Origin of the sequence: Dickeya ananatis, from assembly GCF_019464615.1 — a bacterium.
Lineage (GTDB): Bacteria > Pseudomonadota > Gammaproteobacteria > Enterobacterales > Enterobacteriaceae > Dickeya > Dickeya oryzae.
On record NZ_CP040816.1, the window covers coordinates 770,950 to 789,705 of the forward strand.

Sequence of the window (18,756 nt, forward strand, 5' to 3'; positions counted from 1 at the left end):
AAGACGACAACAGGGAACCGATGTTCCCTGTTGTCGTTACTGTGCTTACTACTCATGTTAAGCATCGAGGAGAGTTATGGAGTTTTCACCCCACAATCGGCTGGAAGAGGTGTTAAAGCTGGCCGCATCGGAACCGGCGCACCGTCCTGAGTTTTTCAGCGAATTGCTGGAAGCCACGGTGTATGTGCTCGGTCACAGCGAAGAAAACGAAATATCCGGTGACGTTGTCTCGGCAGACAGCGGGCTACAGTTGCAGCATTGGGAGAAACCCGATGGTGGTTCCGCTATCCCGTTTTTTTCTTCGCTGGAAGCGTTACAACTGGCGGTGACCGATGAACAGGCATTTTTGGCGTTACCTGCCAGAACGCTGTTCGATATCACCCGTGGTGCCACGCTGTTTCTGAACCCGAAGTTACCGTATGGCAAAGAGTTTCTGCCGCAGGAGATTGAGCACCTGTTATCCGCTGAGGGTAATGGTCTGGTGCAACAGCATGTTCTGGATGGCGATACCGAACTGAAAATCGGTATTCCGGCAGAGATGCCAACACAGATGATTGAATCGCTGACTCAATTGTTCAGCAAGCACCGTAACGTCAAGCGGGCGTTTCTGGCGCAGATTCAGGAACCCGATGAAGAACAACCACATTTGCTGATTGGTCTGGATATCTATGGCGATGAGGTGGAGGAGTTGATTCAGGCTACTGGTTCGGTGGCAACGGATACGCAGCCTGATGATCGTCCGATTGATATTTGTCTGGTGAATAATGAAGAACCCGGTATCAGTCATTTCCTGATTCGTCACACTACGCCATTTTACGAGCGCAAATGGGGCAGCTTCCTGCGCGAATTCAAAAATAACGTGCAGGCCTAGCGGGAACGCCGTGATGGCGGATTCGCAGTAAATGCAGAGCACATAAAAACGGCACAGGCCCTATCAGCCGGTGCCGTTTTTATGCATCGAACATTTGTTTAGAGGGGCATCATCGCTAGCCGGTAACGACCGGCACGTCATCACGTGCGCCCCATTCACTCCAGGAACCGTCATAGAGCGAAATGTGCGGTGCATTGAGTACAAACAATGCCAGTAGCACGACGGATGCTGTCACACCGGAGCCGCAACTGGCGACAATCGGACGCTGGATATCAATACCAGCCTGATGAAAGATGGCCGCCAGTTCATCCGCTGGTTTTAGCGCGCCATTGTCAACCAACTGGTTCCAGGGAACGTTGAAACTGCCAGGAATATGTCCACGGCGTAACCCCGGCCGGGGTTCATCCACTTCACCGAGAAAGCGCGGCGCAGGGCGAGCATCAACAATTTGTTCATCACCGGTGCGGCAAAAGTTTAGCACGTCATCAAGCGAGCGAATGGTGCCTGCGGCTGGCGTTTGGGCGTGGAATACGTTGGCAACGGGCGACACGTTTCCTTGTTCCAGCGCGAAGCCCTGCTGTTTCCAGCCAGCCAGACCGCCACTGAGGATAGAAATGCGTTGAGCGCCGGCCAGTCGCAGCATCCACCAGGCCCGTGGTGCGGAAAACAGGTTGCCTTCATCGTAAATCACCAGATGCTGTTGCTCGCTCAGCCCCAATTTGCCCAGTGCGTCAGCAAAGGTCGTGGTGTCTGGCATCATGTGCGGCAGCGGGGTGTGGTGGTCTGAAAGGGACTCAATATCGAAAAACACCGCGCCCGGCACATGTTCTGCACGGTATTCGGCGGCGACATCGCGTGTATCGTTGCCTGGCGGCAGCATGCGAGCGTCAATCAAGACGATATCGGCATCGTGGCGATGCGTATTCAGCCAGGACGCGCTAACAAACAGCCCAGCGGCAGATGTAGACATAAAACCTCCCCGTATGGATCGATTCGACCGATCCTGCATGTGTCAAGTGATGGCATTGTCAGTAATATTTCAGCTCTGAGCAAGGTGTCTGCTATAGCGGCAGGCCTGGGCCAGATTTGTTATCGCCGTGCAGGTAGCGTACCGACAAAGAGGATAAATTTTTTTTACGAAAATGTTATTTTCCTGATGGGAAAGTCATGGCTGTGCCTCTATAATCGGCGCCACTTTACACGGGCTGGTATTATAACTTTATCTATACCCGTCATACTTCATGTTGCAGATGCGTTGGCTTTCTTACTCGGCCCATCAATGGGCCTCGCCCTATACGGGCCGCAGCAAGCAGCGTTCAAATCGGCGAGTGCCGATTTGTCGCTCACCCCGGTCACTTACTTATGTAAGCTCCCAGGGATTCACTGCGTCGCCGCCTTCCTGCAACCCGAATTATTTAGGGTATGACCAGCTGTTATGACATGTTATTGGATGAGGCCACTATGACGGTAGAACGTACCTTCTCTATTATCAAACCAAACGCAGTTGCCAAAAACGCGATCGGCGCGATTTATGCCCGTTTCGAAAGCGCGGGTTTCACTATTATTGCCTCTAAAATGCTGCACCTGAGCCGCGAACAGGCAGAAGGTTTCTATGCTGAGCATAAAGGCAAACCGTTCTTTGACGGTCTGGTGGATTTTATGACCTCTGGCCCTATCATGGTGCAGGTGTTGCAGGCGGAAAACGCTGTACAGCGTAACCGCGATATCATGGGCGCTACCAACCCGGCTAACGCGCTGGCAGGTACCCTGCGTGCTGACTATGCTGACAGCTTCACCGCGAATGCGGTACATGGTTCAGATTCTGTGGAATCTGCCGAGCGTGAAATCGCTTATTTCTTCAGCGCTGACGAAATTTTCCCGCGTAGCTAACCGCTATCGTCGGCCAGACACGCGCTTCCCGGTGAAATAATCAGGCTGAGGTAGCGCGGGTGTTATAAAATTTGTACAATGCCGCGCCCTGGGTGAGCACGCGCTTAACCAGGGCGTTTCTTTATCCGTTTCCCTTTCGCGCCATAACGTGTAACAACGAGGCCATGAGTCAATTTATGTCTGAGCAAACCGTATCTTCCGCCGTTGCTGTATCCGACGCTATCGCCGTTGCCGCCAGCAGCAATGAAAAAATCAACCTGTTGGATTTCAATCGCCAGCAAATGCGCGCCTTTTTTGCGGAGCTAGGTGAGAAACCGTTCCGTGCCGATCAGGTCATGAAATGGATCTATCATTACTGCTGTGATGATTTTAACCAGATGACCGACATCAATAAGGTACTGCGCGGTAAGCTGCAGGCGATCGCGGAAATTCGGGCACCGGAGGTCGTGGACGAGCAACGCTCTTCTGACGGCACCATCAAGTGGGCGATTCTGGTTGACGGCCAGCGTGTGGAAACGGTGTACATCCCAGAGGATGACCGTGCCACCCTGTGTGTTTCCTCACAGGTGGGGTGTGCGCTGGAGTGCAAATTCTGCTCTACCGCGCAGCAGGGGTTTAACCGCAACCTGCGCGTATCTGAAATTATCGGGCAGGTGTGGCGTGCGGCGAAAATTATCGGTGCCGCTAAAGTGACAGGGCAGCGTCCTATCACCAACGTGGTGATGATGGGGATGGGTGAACCGTTGCTGAATTTGACCAATGTTGTACCGGCGATGGAAATCATGCTGGATGATTTTGGTTTCGGTTTATCTAAACGTCGGGTGACGTTGTCAACATCCGGGGTTGTCCCTGCACTGGATAAACTGGGCGATATGATTGACGTGGCGCTGGCGATTTCCCTGCATGCGCCAACGGATGAAATTCGTAACGAAATCATGCCGATTAATAAAAAGTATGATATCGAGACTTTCCTGGCGGCGGTACGACGCTATCTGGACAAATCCAACGCGAACCAGGGGCGTGTGACGGTGGAATACGTGATGCTGGATCACATAAACGACGGCACCGAGCATGCGCATCAGTTGGCGGAATGCCTGAAAGACACGCCGTGCAAGATAAACCTGATCCCCTGGAACCCGTTCCCTGGCGCGCCTTATGGCCGCAGTTCCAACAGCCGGGTTGACCGCTTTTCCAAGGTATTGATGGAGTACGGTTTTACGACTATCGTGCGTAAAACTCGCGGTGATGATATCGATGCGGCGTGCGGTCAGTTAGCGGGAGAAGTGGTGGATCGCACCAAGCGCACGTTGAAGAAAAAGATGCAACGCGACACGATTGCGGTAAAAACCGTCTGAAAATGATGTCAAATCAACCTGCTTTCTGAGGAAAGCAGGTGATAAATACGTTTTCGGGGCTTATCATACGGTGGGGTCATTGAAGGCCCGGCGGCAGCTTTATGCCGTTGCTGGTTGATGACAGGCTGTGGTAGGTCATCGATTGCGTTAACATGTCACAGAGGTGACGAGCCAGGATGGCTGCAAGGAGCATCAGGGATGAAACGGACGTTGCCGGGAAAACGTGTGGCGTTGGTCGCAGGTAGTGTATTACTGGCTGGGTGTTTACACGCGCCGTCGAAGCAGGCTAACCCTGCGGCGGCACAAACGCGGTTGCAACTCGGGCTGGAATATTTGGCTCGGAATAATCTTGATGCGGCGCGTGATAATCTGCAAAAAGCAGAGCAACTCGCACCGGATGATTACCGCACCCAGTTAGGTATGGCGCTGTACGAACAGCGTATTGGCGAAAACCCGGCGGCTGAAAAACGCTATCGACGTCTGTTGCGACAGGCGCCCGCTAACGGCGGCGTGATGAATAATTACGGTGCGTTTCTCTGTGGTTTAGGGCAGTATGTAGCGGCGCAACAGCAATTTGCCGCTGCCGCGCAACTCCCTGATTACCATCAGGTTGCCGATGCGCTTGAGAACGCGGGATATTGCTTTCTCAAAGCCGGGCAGTCAGATGAGGCAGGCCAGTGGCTCAGTCGTGCACTGAGATACGATCCTGCGAAAGGCAATCGGCTTCTGGCGGAGGCGGAAAATCGTTTCAACGCCGGGCGCCATGATCAGGCGCGATTGCTCCTGAATATTTATCAGTCACAGCTTGCGGCAAGCGCCGAAAGTGTGTGGCTACAGATTCGTTTCGCCGCGCTGGCGAATCATCATGACGAAGTAGAACGTTATGGCGGATTGCTGGCGCGAAGTTTTCCACAATCCAAACAGTACCAGCAGTTCTTAGCTAATGAATACTGAAGCCACTCAAGATAATACTGCAGCAACAATAATGACTCCTGGCGAACGTTTGCGTGAGGCGCGCGAGCAACTGGGATTGACGCAACAGGTTGTTGCTGAACGGTTATGCCTGAAACTATCGACCGTTCGTGAAATAGAAGATAACAATACGCCTGCTGGTCTTGCTCCTACTTTTCTTCGCGGTTACATCCGCTCCTATGCCCGACTGGTTCACCTCCCCGAAGATGAATTATTGCCGATGCTGGAAAAGCAGGTTATGCCAAGCCGCGTTTCCAATGTGGCACCGATGCAGAGTCTGGCATTAGGTAAAAGCCGCAAAAAGCGTGATGGCTGGTTGATGTTGTTCACCTGGCTGATTTTGATTGGCGTGTTGGGCCTGACCGTCGCCTGGTGGTGGCAGAATCATCAGGCGCAACAGCAGGAAATCAATTCGATGGTGGATCACGCTACTGCTTCCCAGAACCATAACGGCGGGCAGGCAAGCGATGTAAACACTGATCCGGAGCCGGTTGATACCGATGACAATACGGCGGTGAATAATACAGCGGTGAATAATGCGACGACGAATAATGCGACGACGAATAATGGGCAGCCTATTGCGCTGAACTCACCGGCCGCAACACCGTCTCAACCGGCTGTGTCGACGCCGGTTGCACCGACAGCGAATAATACGCCTGCAGTGGCAGGGAGCGCGTCTCAGGCTCCTGCATCGTCTGATCAGCCTTTGTTAAACCAGACCGCTACCGCACCGGCCAGCGCGGCGACAACGCCGGAAGCACCAGGCGCTATCGTGATGCGTTTTACCGCGGATTGCTGGTTGGAAGTGGTGGATGCTGCCGGTAAAAAACTGTTCAGCGGCGTACAACGTAATGGCAATGTGTTGAACCTGACCGGCCAGGCGCCGTACCGGTTGAAAATCGGCGCGCCGGGTGCGGTACAAGTCGAGTTTCAGGGCAAACAGGTTGATTTGAGCCGGTTTGTCAAAAGCCATCAGGTGGCTCGTATTACGCTGACGGCAGAGTAATCGTGCCGTCGCACTGGCAATTGTGGAGAAGAAGTGATGCATAATCCCGCACCCATCAACCGCCGCAAATCAACCCGGATTTATGTCGGCAAGGTGCCTGTCGGTGACGGTGCACCGATTGCAGTGCAGTCGATGACCAATACCCGTACTACCGATGTTGACGCGACAGTCAGGCAGATTAAGTCGCTCGAGCGGGTTGGTGTGGATATCGTGCGTGTGTCGGTGCCGACGATGGATGCCGCAGAAGCATTTCGTCTGATTAAACAACAAGTGGATGTACCGCTGGTGGCGGATATCCATTTTGACTACCGTATTGCGCTCAAAGTAGCGGAATACGGAGTTGATTGTCTGCGTATTAATCCTGGCAACATCGGTAGCGAAGAGCGCATTCGTTCGGTGGTAGATTGTGCGCGTGACAAAAATATTCCGATTCGTATCGGTGTCAACGCCGGTTCCCTGGAAAAGGACTTGCAGGAAAAGTATGGCGAGCCGACGCCGGAAGCGTTGCTGGAATCCGCTATGCGCCACGTGGATATCCTCGATCGCCTTAATTTCCATTCGTTCAAGGTCAGCGTGAAGGCGTCGGATGTCTTTCTGGCGGTGCAGTCCTATCGCTTGCTGGCGTCCCGTATTGATCAACCGCTGCATTTAGGCATCACAGAAGCGGGTGGCGCGCGTAGCGGAGCGGTGAAGTCAGCGATTGGCCTTGGCTTGCTGCTTTCTGAAGGCATCGGTGACACCCTGCGGGTGTCGTTGGCGGCGGATCCGGTGGAAGAGGTCAAAGTCGGTTTTGATATCCTCAAGTCACTGCGTATCCGTTCACGTGGCATTAATTTTATTGCCTGCCCGACCTGCTCACGTCAGGAGTTCGATGTTATCAGCACCGTGAACGCGCTGGAGCAGCGACTGGAAGATATCATTACGCCGATGGATGTTTCCATTATCGGTTGCGTGGTCAACGGCCCAGGTGAAGCGCTGGTCTCGACGCTGGGTGTGACCGGTGGCAATAAGAAGAGCGGTTTTTACGAAGATGGCGTACGCCAGAAAGAGCGCTTTGACAACGACGATATGATCGATCAACTGGAAGCCAGGATCCGCGCCAAGGCGTCTATGCTGGATGAAAAACAGCGTATCGCTGTCAATATGGTGGATAAGTGATCCATCCGGCAAGTCTGGATGCGATCCGGTACGAATTCCTGAACTGAAGCACCCGATGATGGCGGCAGCGACATTGAAGACATTGCGTCGTTGCTTCTATAATCGGGTCTATTTTTTAACAGCGCATTACTTTCTGAAAACGCATAGAGAACTGACGTGGCAAAGAATATTCAAGCCATCCGTGGCATGAACGACTACCTGCCAGCCGAAACGGCACTGTGGCAGCGTATTGAAGATAGCCTGAAACAGGTACTCCGCGGGTACGGCTATAGCGAAATTCGTACCCCGCTCGTCGAGCAGACTTCGTTGTTCAAACGTGCGATCGGCGAAGTGACCGATGTCGTTGAAAAGGAAATGTACACGTTTGAAGACCGCAACGGCGACAGCCTGACATTGCGTCCCGAGGGGACTGCGGGGTGCGTTCGCGCCGGGATTGAACACGGTATTCTGTACAATCAGGAGCAGCGGTTGTGGTATACCGGCCCGATGTTCCGTCATGAGCGTCCGCAGAAAGGACGCTATCGTCAGTTCCATCAACTGGGTTGCGAAGTGTTTGGTCTGAAAGGGCCGGACGTGGATGCGGAAATGATTCTGATGACCGCCCGCTGGTGGCGTGTATTGGGGATCGATCAGCATGTTAGTCTGGAACTGAACTCCATTGGTTCTTTGGATGCCCGTGCGCGTTACCGTGATGCGCTGATCGCGTTTCTGGAACAGCATAAAGATCTGCTGGATGAAGACTGCCTGCGTCGTATGTATACCAATCCGTTGCGGGTACTGGATTCCAAGAATGCACAGGTGCAGGCGTTACTGGATAACGCACCGGTACTGACCGACTATCTGGATGATGATTCTCGTGCGCATTTCGATGAATTGTGTGAACTTTTAACGCAGTCAGGTATCCCATATAAGGTTAATCCGCGGCTGGTTCGTGGGCTGGACTATTACAACCGTACCGTTTTCGAATGGGTGACCACCAGTCTGGGATCGCAGGGAACGGTGTGTGGCGGTGGCCGTTATGACGGCATGGTTGAGCAGCTTGGTGGTTCCAGTACCCCGGCGGTAGGCTTTGGCATGGGGCTGGAGCGTCTGGTGTTGTTGGTGCAAGAGGTCAATCCGGCGTTTGCCGCACCACCTGCCGTTGATGTCTATCTGATTTCATCGGGTGCGGGTACGCAACATGCGGCGATTCGCCTGGCGGAAAACGTGCGTGACGCGTTACCGCAACTGAAACTGATGACCAACTACGGTGGCGGTAACTTCAAAAAACAGTTTGCCCGTGCTGATAAGAGTGGGGCTCGGGTTGCGTTGGTGCTGGGTGAAACCGAAGTGGCGGCCGGGCAGGTCGTGCTGAAAAACCTGACCAACGGCGAGCAGGAAACTCTGTCTCAAGCGGATGTAGCGGCGCGCCTGGCGGCGTTACTGAATTAAGGAGAAAGGCAGCGTGGAAGTTTATACCACTGAGAACGAACAGGTTGAGGTAATTCGCCGCTTCTTTGCTGAAAACGGCAAGGCGCTGGCTATCGGCGTGGTGCTGGGTGTCGGTGCCCTGGTCGGTTGGCGCTTTTGGCAAAATCATCAGGAAAGTAGCGCGATGGCGGCTTCTGCTGCCTATCAGCAAGTCACCGAATCGCTGTCTGCTGGTACGGTAGAAGGCGTTGCTGGCGCTGAAAAATTTGCTGCCGGTGATCACGGCAATTATGGCGCGCTGACGGCACTGGCGCTGGCGCACCAGTTTGTTGAAAAAAGTGATATCGCCAAGGCTGAGCAGCAGCTCCGCCTGGCGTTGAGCCAAACCAAAGATGGCGATCTACAGGCGATGATTAACCTGCGTCTGGCTCGCGTATTATTGCAGCAGAAGAAGCCGGATGAGGCGCTGAAGACGCTGGATACTATCAAGCTGGAAGGTTGGGCGGCGATGGTCGCTGACGTTCGCGGTGATGTGCTGGCGAGCAAAGGCGACAATCAGGGCGCTCGAGATGCTTACAGTAAAGGTATGGCGGCAAAACCTTCTCAGGGTCTGCAATCCCTGTTGCGTATCAAACTGAATAATCTGCCCAGCTAAGAGGGACTTCATGCAACTGCGTAAAACACTTTTGGTCGGACTGGTCTCTGTTACCCTGCTGAGCGGCTGTTCGCTGTTTGATCACGAGGAGGACGTTGTCAAAATGTCTCCTCTGCCGCAGGTGACCAACCAGTTTACCCCCACCAAAGTCTGGAGTCGCTCCGTTGGGGACGGTACGGGGGAGTTCTACTCCAATCTGCATCCGACCTGGCAGGACAGCCGTGTCTATGCCGCTGATCGTCACGGTACGGTAAAAGCGTTAGACCTTAATAGCGGTGAAGAGAAATGGCGCGTCGATCTGGCGGAGAAAACCGGTCTGCTGTCCAGCAATCGTCCGGCATTGCTGTCAGGCGGCGTTTCCGTATCGGGCAACCATGTTTATGTCGGTAGCGAGCGGGCGCAGCTTTTTGCTCTGAATGCTGATGACGGCTCGTTGCAGTGGCAGACTAAAGTAGCGGGTGAAGTATTATCCAGCCCGGTGATCAGTGATGGTGTGGTGATTATTCATACTAGCAACGGCATGCTGCAGGCGCTTAGCGAATCTGACGGCACCATCAAATGGACGGTAAACCTGGATATGCCGTCGCTGTCGCTGCGTGGTGAATCTGCGCCGACAACCGCGTTTGGTGCAGCTATTGTCGGTGGCGACAATGGCCGCGTAAGCGCAGTCATGATTAATCAGGGTCAGTTGATCTGGCAGCAGCGCATCTCTCAACCTGGCGGCGCGACTGAAATCGCTCGTTTGAATGATGTTGATACCACTCCAGTTGTAGTGGGTAACGTCGTGTATGCACTGGGATATAATGGCAACCTGACGGCACTGGATCTGCGTTCCGGGCAGATTACCTGGAAGCGTGAAATTGGGTCGGTAAACGATTTTATTGTTGATGGCGATCGCATTTATCTGGTGGATCAGGATGATCGCATCATCGCGCTGAATACCAACGGTGGTGTGGTGCTCTGGCGGCAGAGCGATCTGTTGCATCGCAATGTAACCGCACCCGCGTTGTATAACGGTTATCTGGTTGTTGGTGATGCTGAAGGCTATATGCACTGGGTGAATACCACCGATGGTCGTTTTGTGGTTCAGCAGAAAGTCGACGGCTCTGGTTTATTGAGTAAACCGGTAGTAGCCAGCGACAAACTGCTGGTGCAAGCCAAAGGTGGCGAGGTTTACGCTTTTACCCGTTAACCGCTGCGCATGTTCGGGACTGATGGCGACACCATCGTCCCTGTAACGGCTCCTGATGCTATCAGGGGCCGTTTCGTCTTTTATCTTCAGCAGCGTTTTCTGCTGTAACGAATTGAACTATAAGCAATAGAGGTTGTAACAATGATACCTGTCGTCGCGCTGGTCGGGCGCCCGAATGTGGGGAAATCCACGCTGTTTAATCGCTTGACGCGTACCCGTGACGCATTGGTGGCGGATTTCCCTGGGCTGACGCGTGACCGCAAGTATGGTCGTGCCGAGGTGGAAGGGAATGAGTTCATCATCATTGATACCGGTGGTATTGACGGTACTGAAGATGGTGTGGAAACGCGCATGGCCGAGCAGTCGCTGCTAGCGATAGAAGAAGCGGATATTGTGCTGTTTCTGGTGGACGCCCGCGACGGCCTGATGCCTGCGGATCACGCCATCGCTCAACACTTGCGCTCGCGTGAAAAAGACACGTTTCTGGTTGCCAACAAAGTTGACGGTATTGATATCGATACCGGCATTGCCGATTTCTATTCGCTTGGTCTGGGTGACGTCTACCCGATTGCTGCATCCCATGGCCGTGGCGTGACCTCGTTGCTGGAAAAAGTGCTGTTGCCGTTTGCCACCGAGCCGCTTCAGGAAGCACGTGAATTAACCGAAGAAGAAGCCAATGCGGCTTACTGGGCGGAACAGCTTGGTGAAGGCGATGATGATGGCATTGAGGGTGATGATGTCGATGGCGAGGTGCCAAATTTCGAAGGACTGCCGATTAAACTGGCGATCGTGGGGCGTCCGAATGTTGGCAAGTCAACACTGACCAACCGTATTCTCGGGGAAGATCGGGTGGTAGTGTACGACATGCCTGGTACCACGCGTGACAGTATCTATATCCCGATGGAGCGTGATGGTCGCGACTATGTGTTGATTGATACTGCCGGGGTGCGCAAACGCGGCAAAATTACCGATACTGTAGAAAAATTCTCGGTGATCAAGACATTGCAGGCAATTGAAGACGCTAACGTCGTGTTGCTGGTGATCGATGCCCGTGAAGGCATTTCCGATCAGGACTTGTCGCTGTTGGGCTTTATCCTCAACTCTGGCCGTTCACTGGTTATCGTGGTGAATAAGTGGGATGGGTTGACACAAGAGATTAAGGATCAGGTAAAAGAAACCCTCGATCTGCGCCTTGGGTTTATCGATTTTGCTCGTATCCACTTTATTTCAGCACTGCACGGTAGTGGCGTGGGTAACCTGTTCGAATCCGTCAATGAAGCCTATGAGTGCTCCACCCGACGGGTAGGGACGGCAATGCTAACCCGTATCATGCAGATGGCGGTAGACGATCATCAGCCGCCATTAGTCCGTGGCCGCCGCGTGAAGCTGAAATATGCGCATGCCGGGGGTTACAACCCGCCGATCGTGGTGATCCACGGTAATCAGGTCAAAGATTTGCCGGATTCCTACAAGCGCTATTTGATGAATTACTACCGGCGCTCACTGGATGTGATGGGAACCCCTATCCGTATTCAGTTCAAGGAAGGGGAAAACCCGTTTGCCAACAAACGCAACACGTTGACGCCAAATCAGTTGCGTAAACGTAAACGCCTGATGCAGCATATCAAAAAAGGCAAATAAGCCGTGATAGCAGTGCAGTGTTAATCAACCGGGGCAGAAGCAATTCTGCCCCGTTTTTCATACGGGGAACGGGAGGGAGACGATGGACGCTTATTGTCCCGAATGTCAGCAACCGATGGTATGGCGCGCCAGCGATCGGCAGTATGACGCTCAACATAGCAGTAACGACCAGTATTATTGTGAGGCGTGCCAGCGTGATTTTCTTCGTCTGACGCTATGCCCGGAATGTGAACAGCCATTGCAGGTGCTACGTGCCTGTGGTGCAGAAAACTATCTATGTGCCAACGGCCACGGCTTGATTTCGCGTTCCCGTGTGGTGGTACGTTACCAGCCGCTGTAGTGCTGTAGCAGTCAGACGGCTGGCTCGTCATCCAGCCCATCACGCCACAGGGCTTCCAGTTCGGACGAGGCATGCTGTTCGGGGATCAGCAATACCCAGTCAGCCTGGCGGCTATCCTGCGTATTGCAGTAGTGAATATGGATTCGGTAGTAGAACTGATCACCACGGCCAGGGGAACCAGGTTGACCTGGTTCCTGTGCTGCAGGCAGGGCGTCATGCAGCACGGCACGGATTCTTTCTTTTTGTGTTGCGGGTACTTCTGCCAACGCAAAGCGACGCGGGCCAGCCAGTTTCGGGATCCAGGCAAAACCGCCTTCGCGTGCCAGCTCAATAATCACATCGTCCGTTAAATCCGGCAGGTTATTCCTGTTCGTGCTCATTGATGATTCCCGTATCAATCCCAACCTGGTGCCAGGCTCGCAGCACGGCATCAGCAACCGCTTCATTGAAGCGACGCTTCGCGTGCTCTACGGTAAATCTGGCAAAGATGGAGAAATCGGCGTTCTGCGGTAGATCTTTGTCGCACACGGTGTCGTACCAGATTTGGCCGGCTTTTTCCCAGGAATAGCCCCCCAGCGCCATTGCGGTGAGGTAGAAGGCACGGCTGGGGATCCCCGAATTCAGATGCACACCGCCGTTATCTTCACGGGTGTTGACGAAGTCACGCATATGGGCGGGTTGTGGGTCGGTACCCAGCAGCAAATCGTCATAGGCGGTGCCGGGGCGGGACAGCGAGCGTAGCCCTTTACCGTCAATACCTTCAGCCAGTAGCCCTTCACCAATAATCCAATCTGCCTGCTGTACTTTCTGGTTGCGGTAGTATTGTTTGACCATCGAACCAAATACGTCGGCGAGTGATTCGTTGAGTGCACCGGACTGGCGAAAGTACAGTAGATTGCATTCGCTTTCTACCACGCCGTGCGACAGCTCATGGGCGATGACATCCAGTGCGATGGTGAAACGATTGAAAATCTTACCGTCGCCGTCACCAAATACCATCTGTTGTCCATTCCAGAAGGCATTTTGGTAGTCCTTGCCGTAGTGAACACTGCCAGTCAGTGGTAACCCTTTATTATCCAGTGAGTTGCGACCAAAGATTTTCCAGAAAAAGTCGTAGGTGATACCCAGATAATTGTAGGCTTCATCAGCAGCAACATCCCCGTTTCCTGGTTGACCTTCTGCCCGAATCCGCTTGCCCGGTAATGCCTGCTGGTGCTCGGCATCATAGATGTCGCGCTGTACCTGACCAGCGGGGCGCTCCTCGTGCTCATCAGGGTAGACGACCGGAGCCACCATCAGAGATTGCACGTGCATCAGAGTGTGTTGCGCACAACGACGCTCTTCATCTGATCCATTATTAATGATGCGATGCAGAATGTAGGGCGGAATGATGCTACGGGCGGATTGCATACTTCATCTCCTTATGCCTGACAGTATGGTGCAACATATGTTCAACACTGATCTACCACAATTACGACACGATAAGTATAGCCTAATCACTGAATATTTTTCGGCTGACGTTTTGCACGCGGTTTAGTAGATTCTTTTTTTATTTCAGTTACCTGACTCTCGACCCAGCCATCCTGTAACCGGGTTTTCAGTTTATCGCCTTTGGTGACCTGAACCGTTTGCTTCATGACCTTGCCATCCGAAGTGGTGGTGACACTGTAGCCACGGGCCAGCGTCGCCAGCGGGCTGACGGCTTCGAGATGGGAACAGACTTCGCCAAATTGTTGTTTATACTGGCTAAGTTGCTTTTCCAACGCATGGTGCAGACGGTAGCGTAGCTGTTGTATCTGTTGTTGTGCGCGATGCAATCGTGACTGTGGCTGGTGTTGCTGCAAACGCTGGGCGAGACGCTCCTGACGGCGCGTTTGTTGGCGCAGTTGCAATTGGATCGCGTCATCCAGACGTTGGCGTAGCCGAATCAGTTGGGTTTGCTGGCGGGCCAGACGGAGTTGCGGATGCTGTTGATGTAACCGATGTTGTAATCGGACAAACTGCTGCTGGCGCTGTGCCAGATAATAATCCATCGCCATTTCCAGCCGTTGGCGCTGGGCGCGAATTTGCCGCAGCAGCTCCAACTGGTTACGGCTAACCAGTTCCGCGGCTGCCGACGGCGTCGGCGCACGCAGGTCCGCCACGAAGTCAGCAATAGTCACATCGGTTTCGTGGCCGACCGCACTGACAACCGGAATTCGGCTGGCGAAGATGGCCCGCGCCACCCGTTCGTCGTTGAAACTCCACAGGTCTTCCAGTGAGCCGCCGCCGCGACCGACAATCAGCACATCACACTCTTCGCGCAGGTTAGCCAGCTCGATAGCCCGCACTATCTGACCCGGTGCATCCACACCTTGTACCGCTGTCGGATAGATAACGACCGGTAGCGACGGGTCACGGCGCTGTAGAATGTGCAAAATGTCATGCAGCGCCGCACCGCTAGCAGACGTAATCACGCCAACCTGACGGGCGGGTTTGGGAAGTGGTTGTTTGTAGTGTTGGTCAAATAGCCCTTCAGCCGACAAACGCTGTTTCAGCTGTTCGAACTGTTGTTGCAGTAACCCATCGCCAGCCGGGTGCATGCTTTCCGCCAGCAACTGGTAGTCGCCACGCGGTTCATATAGTGTGATGGTGGCGCGAATCAGCACCTGTTGTCCGTTTTGCGGCCGAAAGGTCACCCGACGGTTGCTGGTGCGAAACATGGCGCATCGCACCTGAGCGCGCTCATCTTTGAGCGTGAAATACCAATGTCCTGAGGAGGGTTGGGAAAAATTGGAAATTTCTCCGGAGAGCCAAACCTGGCCCATCTCACCTTCCAGCAACTGTTTTACTGTCTGATTAAGGCGGCTGACGGTAAATATGGCGGATGACGGCAATGAAGACATTGTGACCCGGATCAAATAATAAAACAGAGAGTTAATCCACCAATACTACCGGTCAATGGGCCGTTCGCAAGCGTTTTTATAAAAAAATGCTGGAGGCAATCGATTTCGGCCTGTATAATGCCGCGGCAATATTTTATCTAATTCCCATCCTCAATCCCGGTGAGATATTGCCATGCTACGAATCGCTAAAGAAGCACTGACCTTCGATGATGTTCTCCTCGTTCCTGCCCATTCCACCGTTCTGCCCAACACGGCTGATCTGAGCACACAACTGACTCAACGTATTCGTTTGAACATTCCTATGCTGTCTGCCGCCATGGACACCGTGACCGAATCTGGTCTGGCAATTGCGCTGGCACAAGAAGGCGGCATTGGTTTCATCCATAAGAACATGTCCATTGAGCGTCAGGCGGAAGAAGTGAGCCGCGTAAAACGCCATGAAAGCGGTGTGGTGGTTGACCCGCAGACGGTAACGCCAGAAACGACACTGCGTGAAGTCAAAGCGCTCACCGAACGTAACGGTTTTGCCGGTTATCCGGTGGTCACGACCGGTAATGAGCTGGTCGGCATCATCACGGGTCGTGACGTTCGCTTCGTTACCGATCTGGACCGCCCGGTCAGCGCGGTAATGACCCCGAAAGAACGTCTGGTGACGGTCAAAGAAGGCGAAGCGCGCGACGTCGTGCTGCAAAAAATGCACGAGCGCCGTATCGAAAAAGCGCTGGTGGTGGATGCGCAGTTCCGTCTGGTTGGGATGATCACAGTAAAAGATTTCCAGAAAGCGGAACGTAAACCGAACGCGTGTAAAGATGAGCACGGCCGTCTGCGTGTTGGTGCGGCAGTCGGTGCTGGTGCGGGTAACGAAGAGCGTATTGACGCGTTGGTTGCCGCCGGCGTGGACGTCTTGCTGATTGACTCCTCACACGGTCATTCTGAAGGGGTGCTGCAGCGTATTCGTGAAACCCGTGCCAAATACCCGGATTTGCAGATCATCGGTGGTAATGTCGCGACGGGTGCCGGTGCGCGTGCGCTGGCCGAAGCCGGTGTCAGTGCCGTGAAAGTCGGGATTGGCCCTGGTTCTATTTGTACTACCCGTATCGTAACCGGTGTGGGCGTACCGCAGATTACGGCGATTGCGGATGCAGTCGACGCACTGGAAGGTACCGGGATTCCGGTGATTGCCGACGGTGGTATCCGTTTCTCCGGTGATATCGCCAAAGCGATCGCCGCGGGTGCCGCCTGCGTGATGGTCGGCTCCATGCTGGCAGGCACGGAAGAATCGCCGGGTGAAATCGAACTGTATCAGGGCCGTGCGTTCAAATCTTACCGTGGCATGGGCTCGCTGGGTGCGATGTCTAAAGGCTCGTCCGACCGTTACTTCCAGTCTGACAATGCGGCTGACAAGCTGGTACCGGAAGGTATCGAAGGTCGTGTGGCTTATAAAGGCCGCCTGAAAGAGATCGTGCATCAGCAGATGGGCGGTTTGCGCTCCTGCATGGGTCTGACCGGTTGCGCGACCATTGATGCGCTGCGTACCAAAGCTGAATTCGTGCGTATCAGCGGTGCCGGTATTCAGGAAAGCCATGTCCACGATGTGACCATTACCAAAGAGTCGCCGAACTATCGCATGGGCTAAGCGCTTACCGGCTGATTTACTGTTACGAACCCGGTAAACTTACCGGGTTCAATTTTTCTTTCGCTCCCTAGTGGAATACGCCTCTCATGACAGAAAACATTCATCAACATCGCATTCTTATTCTGGATTTCGGCTCGCAATACACGCAACTGGTAGCACGTCGCGTACGTGAACTGGGCGTATACTGCGAACTGTGGGCATGGGATGTCACCGAAGCGCAAATTCGCGAGTTCAACCCGAATGGCATCATCCTTTCCGGCGGCCCGGAAAGTACCACCGAGTTTAATAGCCCGCGTGCGCCGGAGTATGTTTTCCAGGCCGGTGTACCGGTACTGGGCGTCTGTTATGGCATGCAGACCATGGCGATGCAGTTGGGCGGCAAAGTGGAAGGCTCCAGCGAGCGTGAGTTTGGTTATGCTCAGGTTGAAGTCAAATCCAACAGTGCGTTGGTCCGCGACATTCAGGATGCCGTCAGCGCCAGTGGTGCACCATTGTTAGACGTATGGATGAGCCACGGCGATAAAGTGACCGCTATTCCGGCGGATTTCGTCACCGTTGCCAGCACCGATACCTGCCCGTATGCCATCATGGCGAACGAAGAAAAACGTTTCTATGGCGTGCAGTTCCACCCGGAAGTGACCCACACCCGTCAAGGCCAGCGCATGCTGGAGCGGTTTGTCCGTGATATTTGCCAGTGTGAAGCGCTGTGGACACCGGCCAAAATCATCGACGACGCCGTTGAGCGTATCCGTCAGCAGGTTGGTAAGGATAAGGTTATTCTTGGTCTGTCCGGTGGGGTTGACTCGTCGGTGACGGCGTTGTTGCTGCATCGTGCGATTGGTGATCGCCTGACCTGTGTGTTTGTGGACAACGGTCTGTTGCGTTTGAACGAAGCCGAGCAGGTGATGGAAATGTTTGGCGACCAGTTCGGCTTGAACATCGTGCATGTTCCGGCGGAAGAGCGTTTCTTATCAGCTCTGGCGGGTATTGATGACCCGGAAGCCAAGCGTAAAACCATCGGCCGTGTCTTCGTTGACGTGTTCGATGAAGAAGCCGGAAAGCTGACCGATGTGAAATGGCTGGCGCAAGGCACTATCTACCCGGATGTGATCGAATCCGCGGCTTCTGCTACCGGTAAGGCGCATGTGATTAAATCGCATCACAACGTGGGCGGTTTGCCGGATGATATGGCGCTGGGTCTGGTTGAGCCGCTCAAAGAGTTGTTCAAAGACGAAGTGCGCAAGATTGGTCTGGAACTGGGCCTGCCGTATAACATGCTGTACCGTCATCCGTTCCCGGGGCCGGGTCTTGGCGTGCGTGTGCTGGGTGAAGTGAAGAAAGAATATTGCGACCTGCTACGTCGCGCCGATGCTATCTTCATCGAAGAACTGCACAAAGCGGAACTATACGACAAAGTCAGCCAGGCGTTCACGGTGTTCCTGCCGGTACGCTCCGTTGGTGTCATGGGTGACGGTCGCAAATACGACTGGGTTGTTTCGCTGCGTGCAGTCGAAACTATCGACTTCATGACCGCGCACTGGGCGCACCTGCCGTATGAATTCCTCGGCCGCGTTTCCAACCGTATTATCAACGAAGTCGACGGTATCTCCCGCGTGGTATACGACGTTTCTGGTAAGCCGCCAGCAACGATTGAGTGGGAATGATCCTGCGTCTGGCATAGACTGGCACGATCTAGCAAAAAATGCCCTGGAGCCCGCGTAATTGCGGGCTTTTGGCTTTCAGGG

At 53.9% G+C, this 18,756-nt stretch carries 17 protein-coding genes; 13 read left to right on the top strand and 4 right to left on the bottom strand.

Annotated elements, in window-relative coordinates:
* Nucleotides 1–76: 76 nt before the first annotated feature.
* Nucleotides 77–871 carry an enhanced serine sensitivity protein SseB gene (sseB, locus tag FGI04_RS03485; protein WP_407336267.1) on the top strand — a complete coding sequence of 265 codons (795 nt, stop codon included), beginning with the start codon at nucleotides 77–79 and terminating at the stop codon, nucleotides 869–871.
* Between the two features lie 115 nt (nucleotides 872–986).
* Here the strand turns inward: sseB and sseA are convergent, their stop codons facing one another.
* Nucleotides 987–1,841 (bottom strand): 3-mercaptopyruvate sulfurtransferase, encoded by an 855-nt coding sequence (sseA, locus tag FGI04_RS03490; RefSeq protein WP_407336268.1) that lies wholly within the window; start codon nucleotides 1,839–1,841, stop codon nucleotides 987–989.
* 491 nt (nucleotides 1,842–2,332) lie between these two features.
* On the opposite strand from sseA, the gene ndk reads away from it, so the two are divergent.
* The 10 genes from ndk to FGI04_RS03540 all read left to right on the top strand — a co-directional run bounded on the left by ndk (nucleotide 2,333) and on the right by FGI04_RS03540 (nucleotide 12,490).
* On the top strand, nucleotides 2,333–2,761 hold the full coding sequence (ndk, locus tag FGI04_RS03495) for a nucleoside-diphosphate kinase (protein ID WP_012885704.1): 429 nt from the start codon (nucleotides 2,333–2,335) through the stop codon (nucleotides 2,759–2,761).
* Nucleotides 2,762–2,937: 176 nt separating this feature from the next.
* Nucleotides 2,938–4,116, top strand: a complete 1,179-nt coding sequence (gene rlmN / locus FGI04_RS03500; protein ID WP_342700200.1) for a dual-specificity RNA methyltransferase RlmN — start codon at nucleotides 2,938–2,940, stop codon at nucleotides 4,114–4,116.
* 198 nt (nucleotides 4,117–4,314) lie between these two features.
* Nucleotides 4,315–5,070 (top strand): type IV pilus biogenesis/stability protein PilW, encoded by a 756-nt coding sequence (gene pilW / locus FGI04_RS03505; protein ID WP_407336269.1) that lies wholly within the window; start codon nucleotides 4,315–4,317, stop codon nucleotides 5,068–5,070.
* Complete coding sequence (gene rodZ / locus FGI04_RS03510) at nucleotides 5,060–6,094, top strand: cytoskeleton protein RodZ (RefSeq protein ID WP_407336270.1); 1,035 nt, start codon at nucleotides 5,060–5,062, stop codon at nucleotides 6,092–6,094. Before pilW ends, rodZ begins: the two co-directional genes overlap by 11 nt.
* Before the next feature lie 36 nt (nucleotides 6,095–6,130).
* Entirely contained in the window at nucleotides 6,131–7,252 is a 1,122-nt protein-coding gene (gene ispG, locus FGI04_RS03515) for a flavodoxin-dependent (E)-4-hydroxy-3-methylbut-2-enyl-diphosphate synthase (RefSeq protein ID WP_407336271.1), read from the top strand.
* A 156-nt stretch (nucleotides 7,253–7,408) separates the two neighbouring features.
* Complete coding sequence (hisS, locus tag FGI04_RS03520; RefSeq protein ID WP_407336272.1) at nucleotides 7,409–8,683, top strand: histidine--tRNA ligase; 1,275 nt, start codon at nucleotides 7,409–7,411, stop codon at nucleotides 8,681–8,683.
* Between the two features lie 13 nt (nucleotides 8,684–8,696).
* Nucleotides 8,697–9,317 (top strand): YfgM family protein, encoded by a 621-nt coding sequence (locus FGI04_RS03525; RefSeq protein WP_407273880.1) that lies wholly within the window; start codon nucleotides 8,697–8,699, stop codon nucleotides 9,315–9,317.
* A 10-nt stretch (nucleotides 9,318–9,327) separates the two neighbouring features.
* Nucleotides 9,328–10,509 (top strand): outer membrane protein assembly factor BamB, encoded by a 1,182-nt coding sequence (gene bamB / locus FGI04_RS03530; RefSeq protein WP_407339977.1) that lies wholly within the window; start codon nucleotides 9,328–9,330, stop codon nucleotides 10,507–10,509.
* Between the two features lie 141 nt (nucleotides 10,510–10,650).
* Complete coding sequence (gene der, locus FGI04_RS03535; RefSeq protein ID WP_407336274.1) at nucleotides 10,651–12,150, top strand: ribosome biogenesis GTPase Der; 1,500 nt, start codon at nucleotides 10,651–10,653, stop codon at nucleotides 12,148–12,150.
* 82 nt (nucleotides 12,151–12,232) lie between these two features.
* On the top strand, nucleotides 12,233–12,490 hold the full coding sequence (locus FGI04_RS03540; protein WP_407273877.1) for a zinc ribbon domain-containing protein: 258 nt from the start codon (nucleotides 12,233–12,235) through the stop codon (nucleotides 12,488–12,490).
* A gap of 11 nt (nucleotides 12,491–12,501) precedes the next feature.
* On the opposite strand, the gene FGI04_RS03545 is transcribed toward FGI04_RS03540, so the two are convergent.
* The 3 genes from FGI04_RS03545 to xseA all read right to left on the bottom strand — a co-directional run bounded on the left by FGI04_RS03545 (nucleotide 12,502) and on the right by xseA (nucleotide 15,375).
* Complete coding sequence (locus FGI04_RS03545) at nucleotides 12,502–12,870, bottom strand: protealysin inhibitor emfourin (RefSeq protein ID WP_342700208.1); 369 nt, start codon at nucleotides 12,868–12,870, stop codon at nucleotides 12,502–12,504.
* Complete coding sequence (locus FGI04_RS03550) at nucleotides 12,851–13,900, bottom strand: M4 family metallopeptidase (RefSeq protein ID WP_342700209.1); 1,050 nt, start codon at nucleotides 13,898–13,900, stop codon at nucleotides 12,851–12,853. Before FGI04_RS03550 ends, FGI04_RS03545 begins: the two co-directional genes overlap by 20 nt.
* Before the next feature lie 86 nt (nucleotides 13,901–13,986).
* Nucleotides 13,987–15,375 carry an exodeoxyribonuclease VII large subunit gene (gene xseA, locus FGI04_RS03555; RefSeq protein WP_407336275.1) on the bottom strand — a complete coding sequence of 463 codons (1,389 nt, stop codon included), beginning with the start codon at nucleotides 15,373–15,375 and terminating at the stop codon, nucleotides 13,987–13,989.
* A 172-nt stretch (nucleotides 15,376–15,547) separates the two neighbouring features.
* On the opposite strand from xseA, the gene guaB reads away from it, so the two are divergent.
* Together guaB and guaA are read left to right on the top strand one after the other, a co-directional pair.
* The gene (gene guaB / locus FGI04_RS03560) at nucleotides 15,548–17,011 is read left to right on the top strand and encodes an IMP dehydrogenase (protein WP_019845942.1); all 1,464 of its coding nucleotides are present in this window, start codon (nucleotides 15,548–15,550) and stop codon (nucleotides 17,009–17,011) included.
* Nucleotides 17,012–17,097: 86 nt separating this feature from the next.
* Entirely contained in the window at nucleotides 17,098–18,675 is a 1,578-nt protein-coding gene (gene guaA, locus FGI04_RS03565) for a glutamine-hydrolyzing GMP synthase (protein WP_342700211.1), read from the top strand.
* The last annotated feature ends 81 nt before the right edge of the window (nucleotides 18,676–18,756 follow it).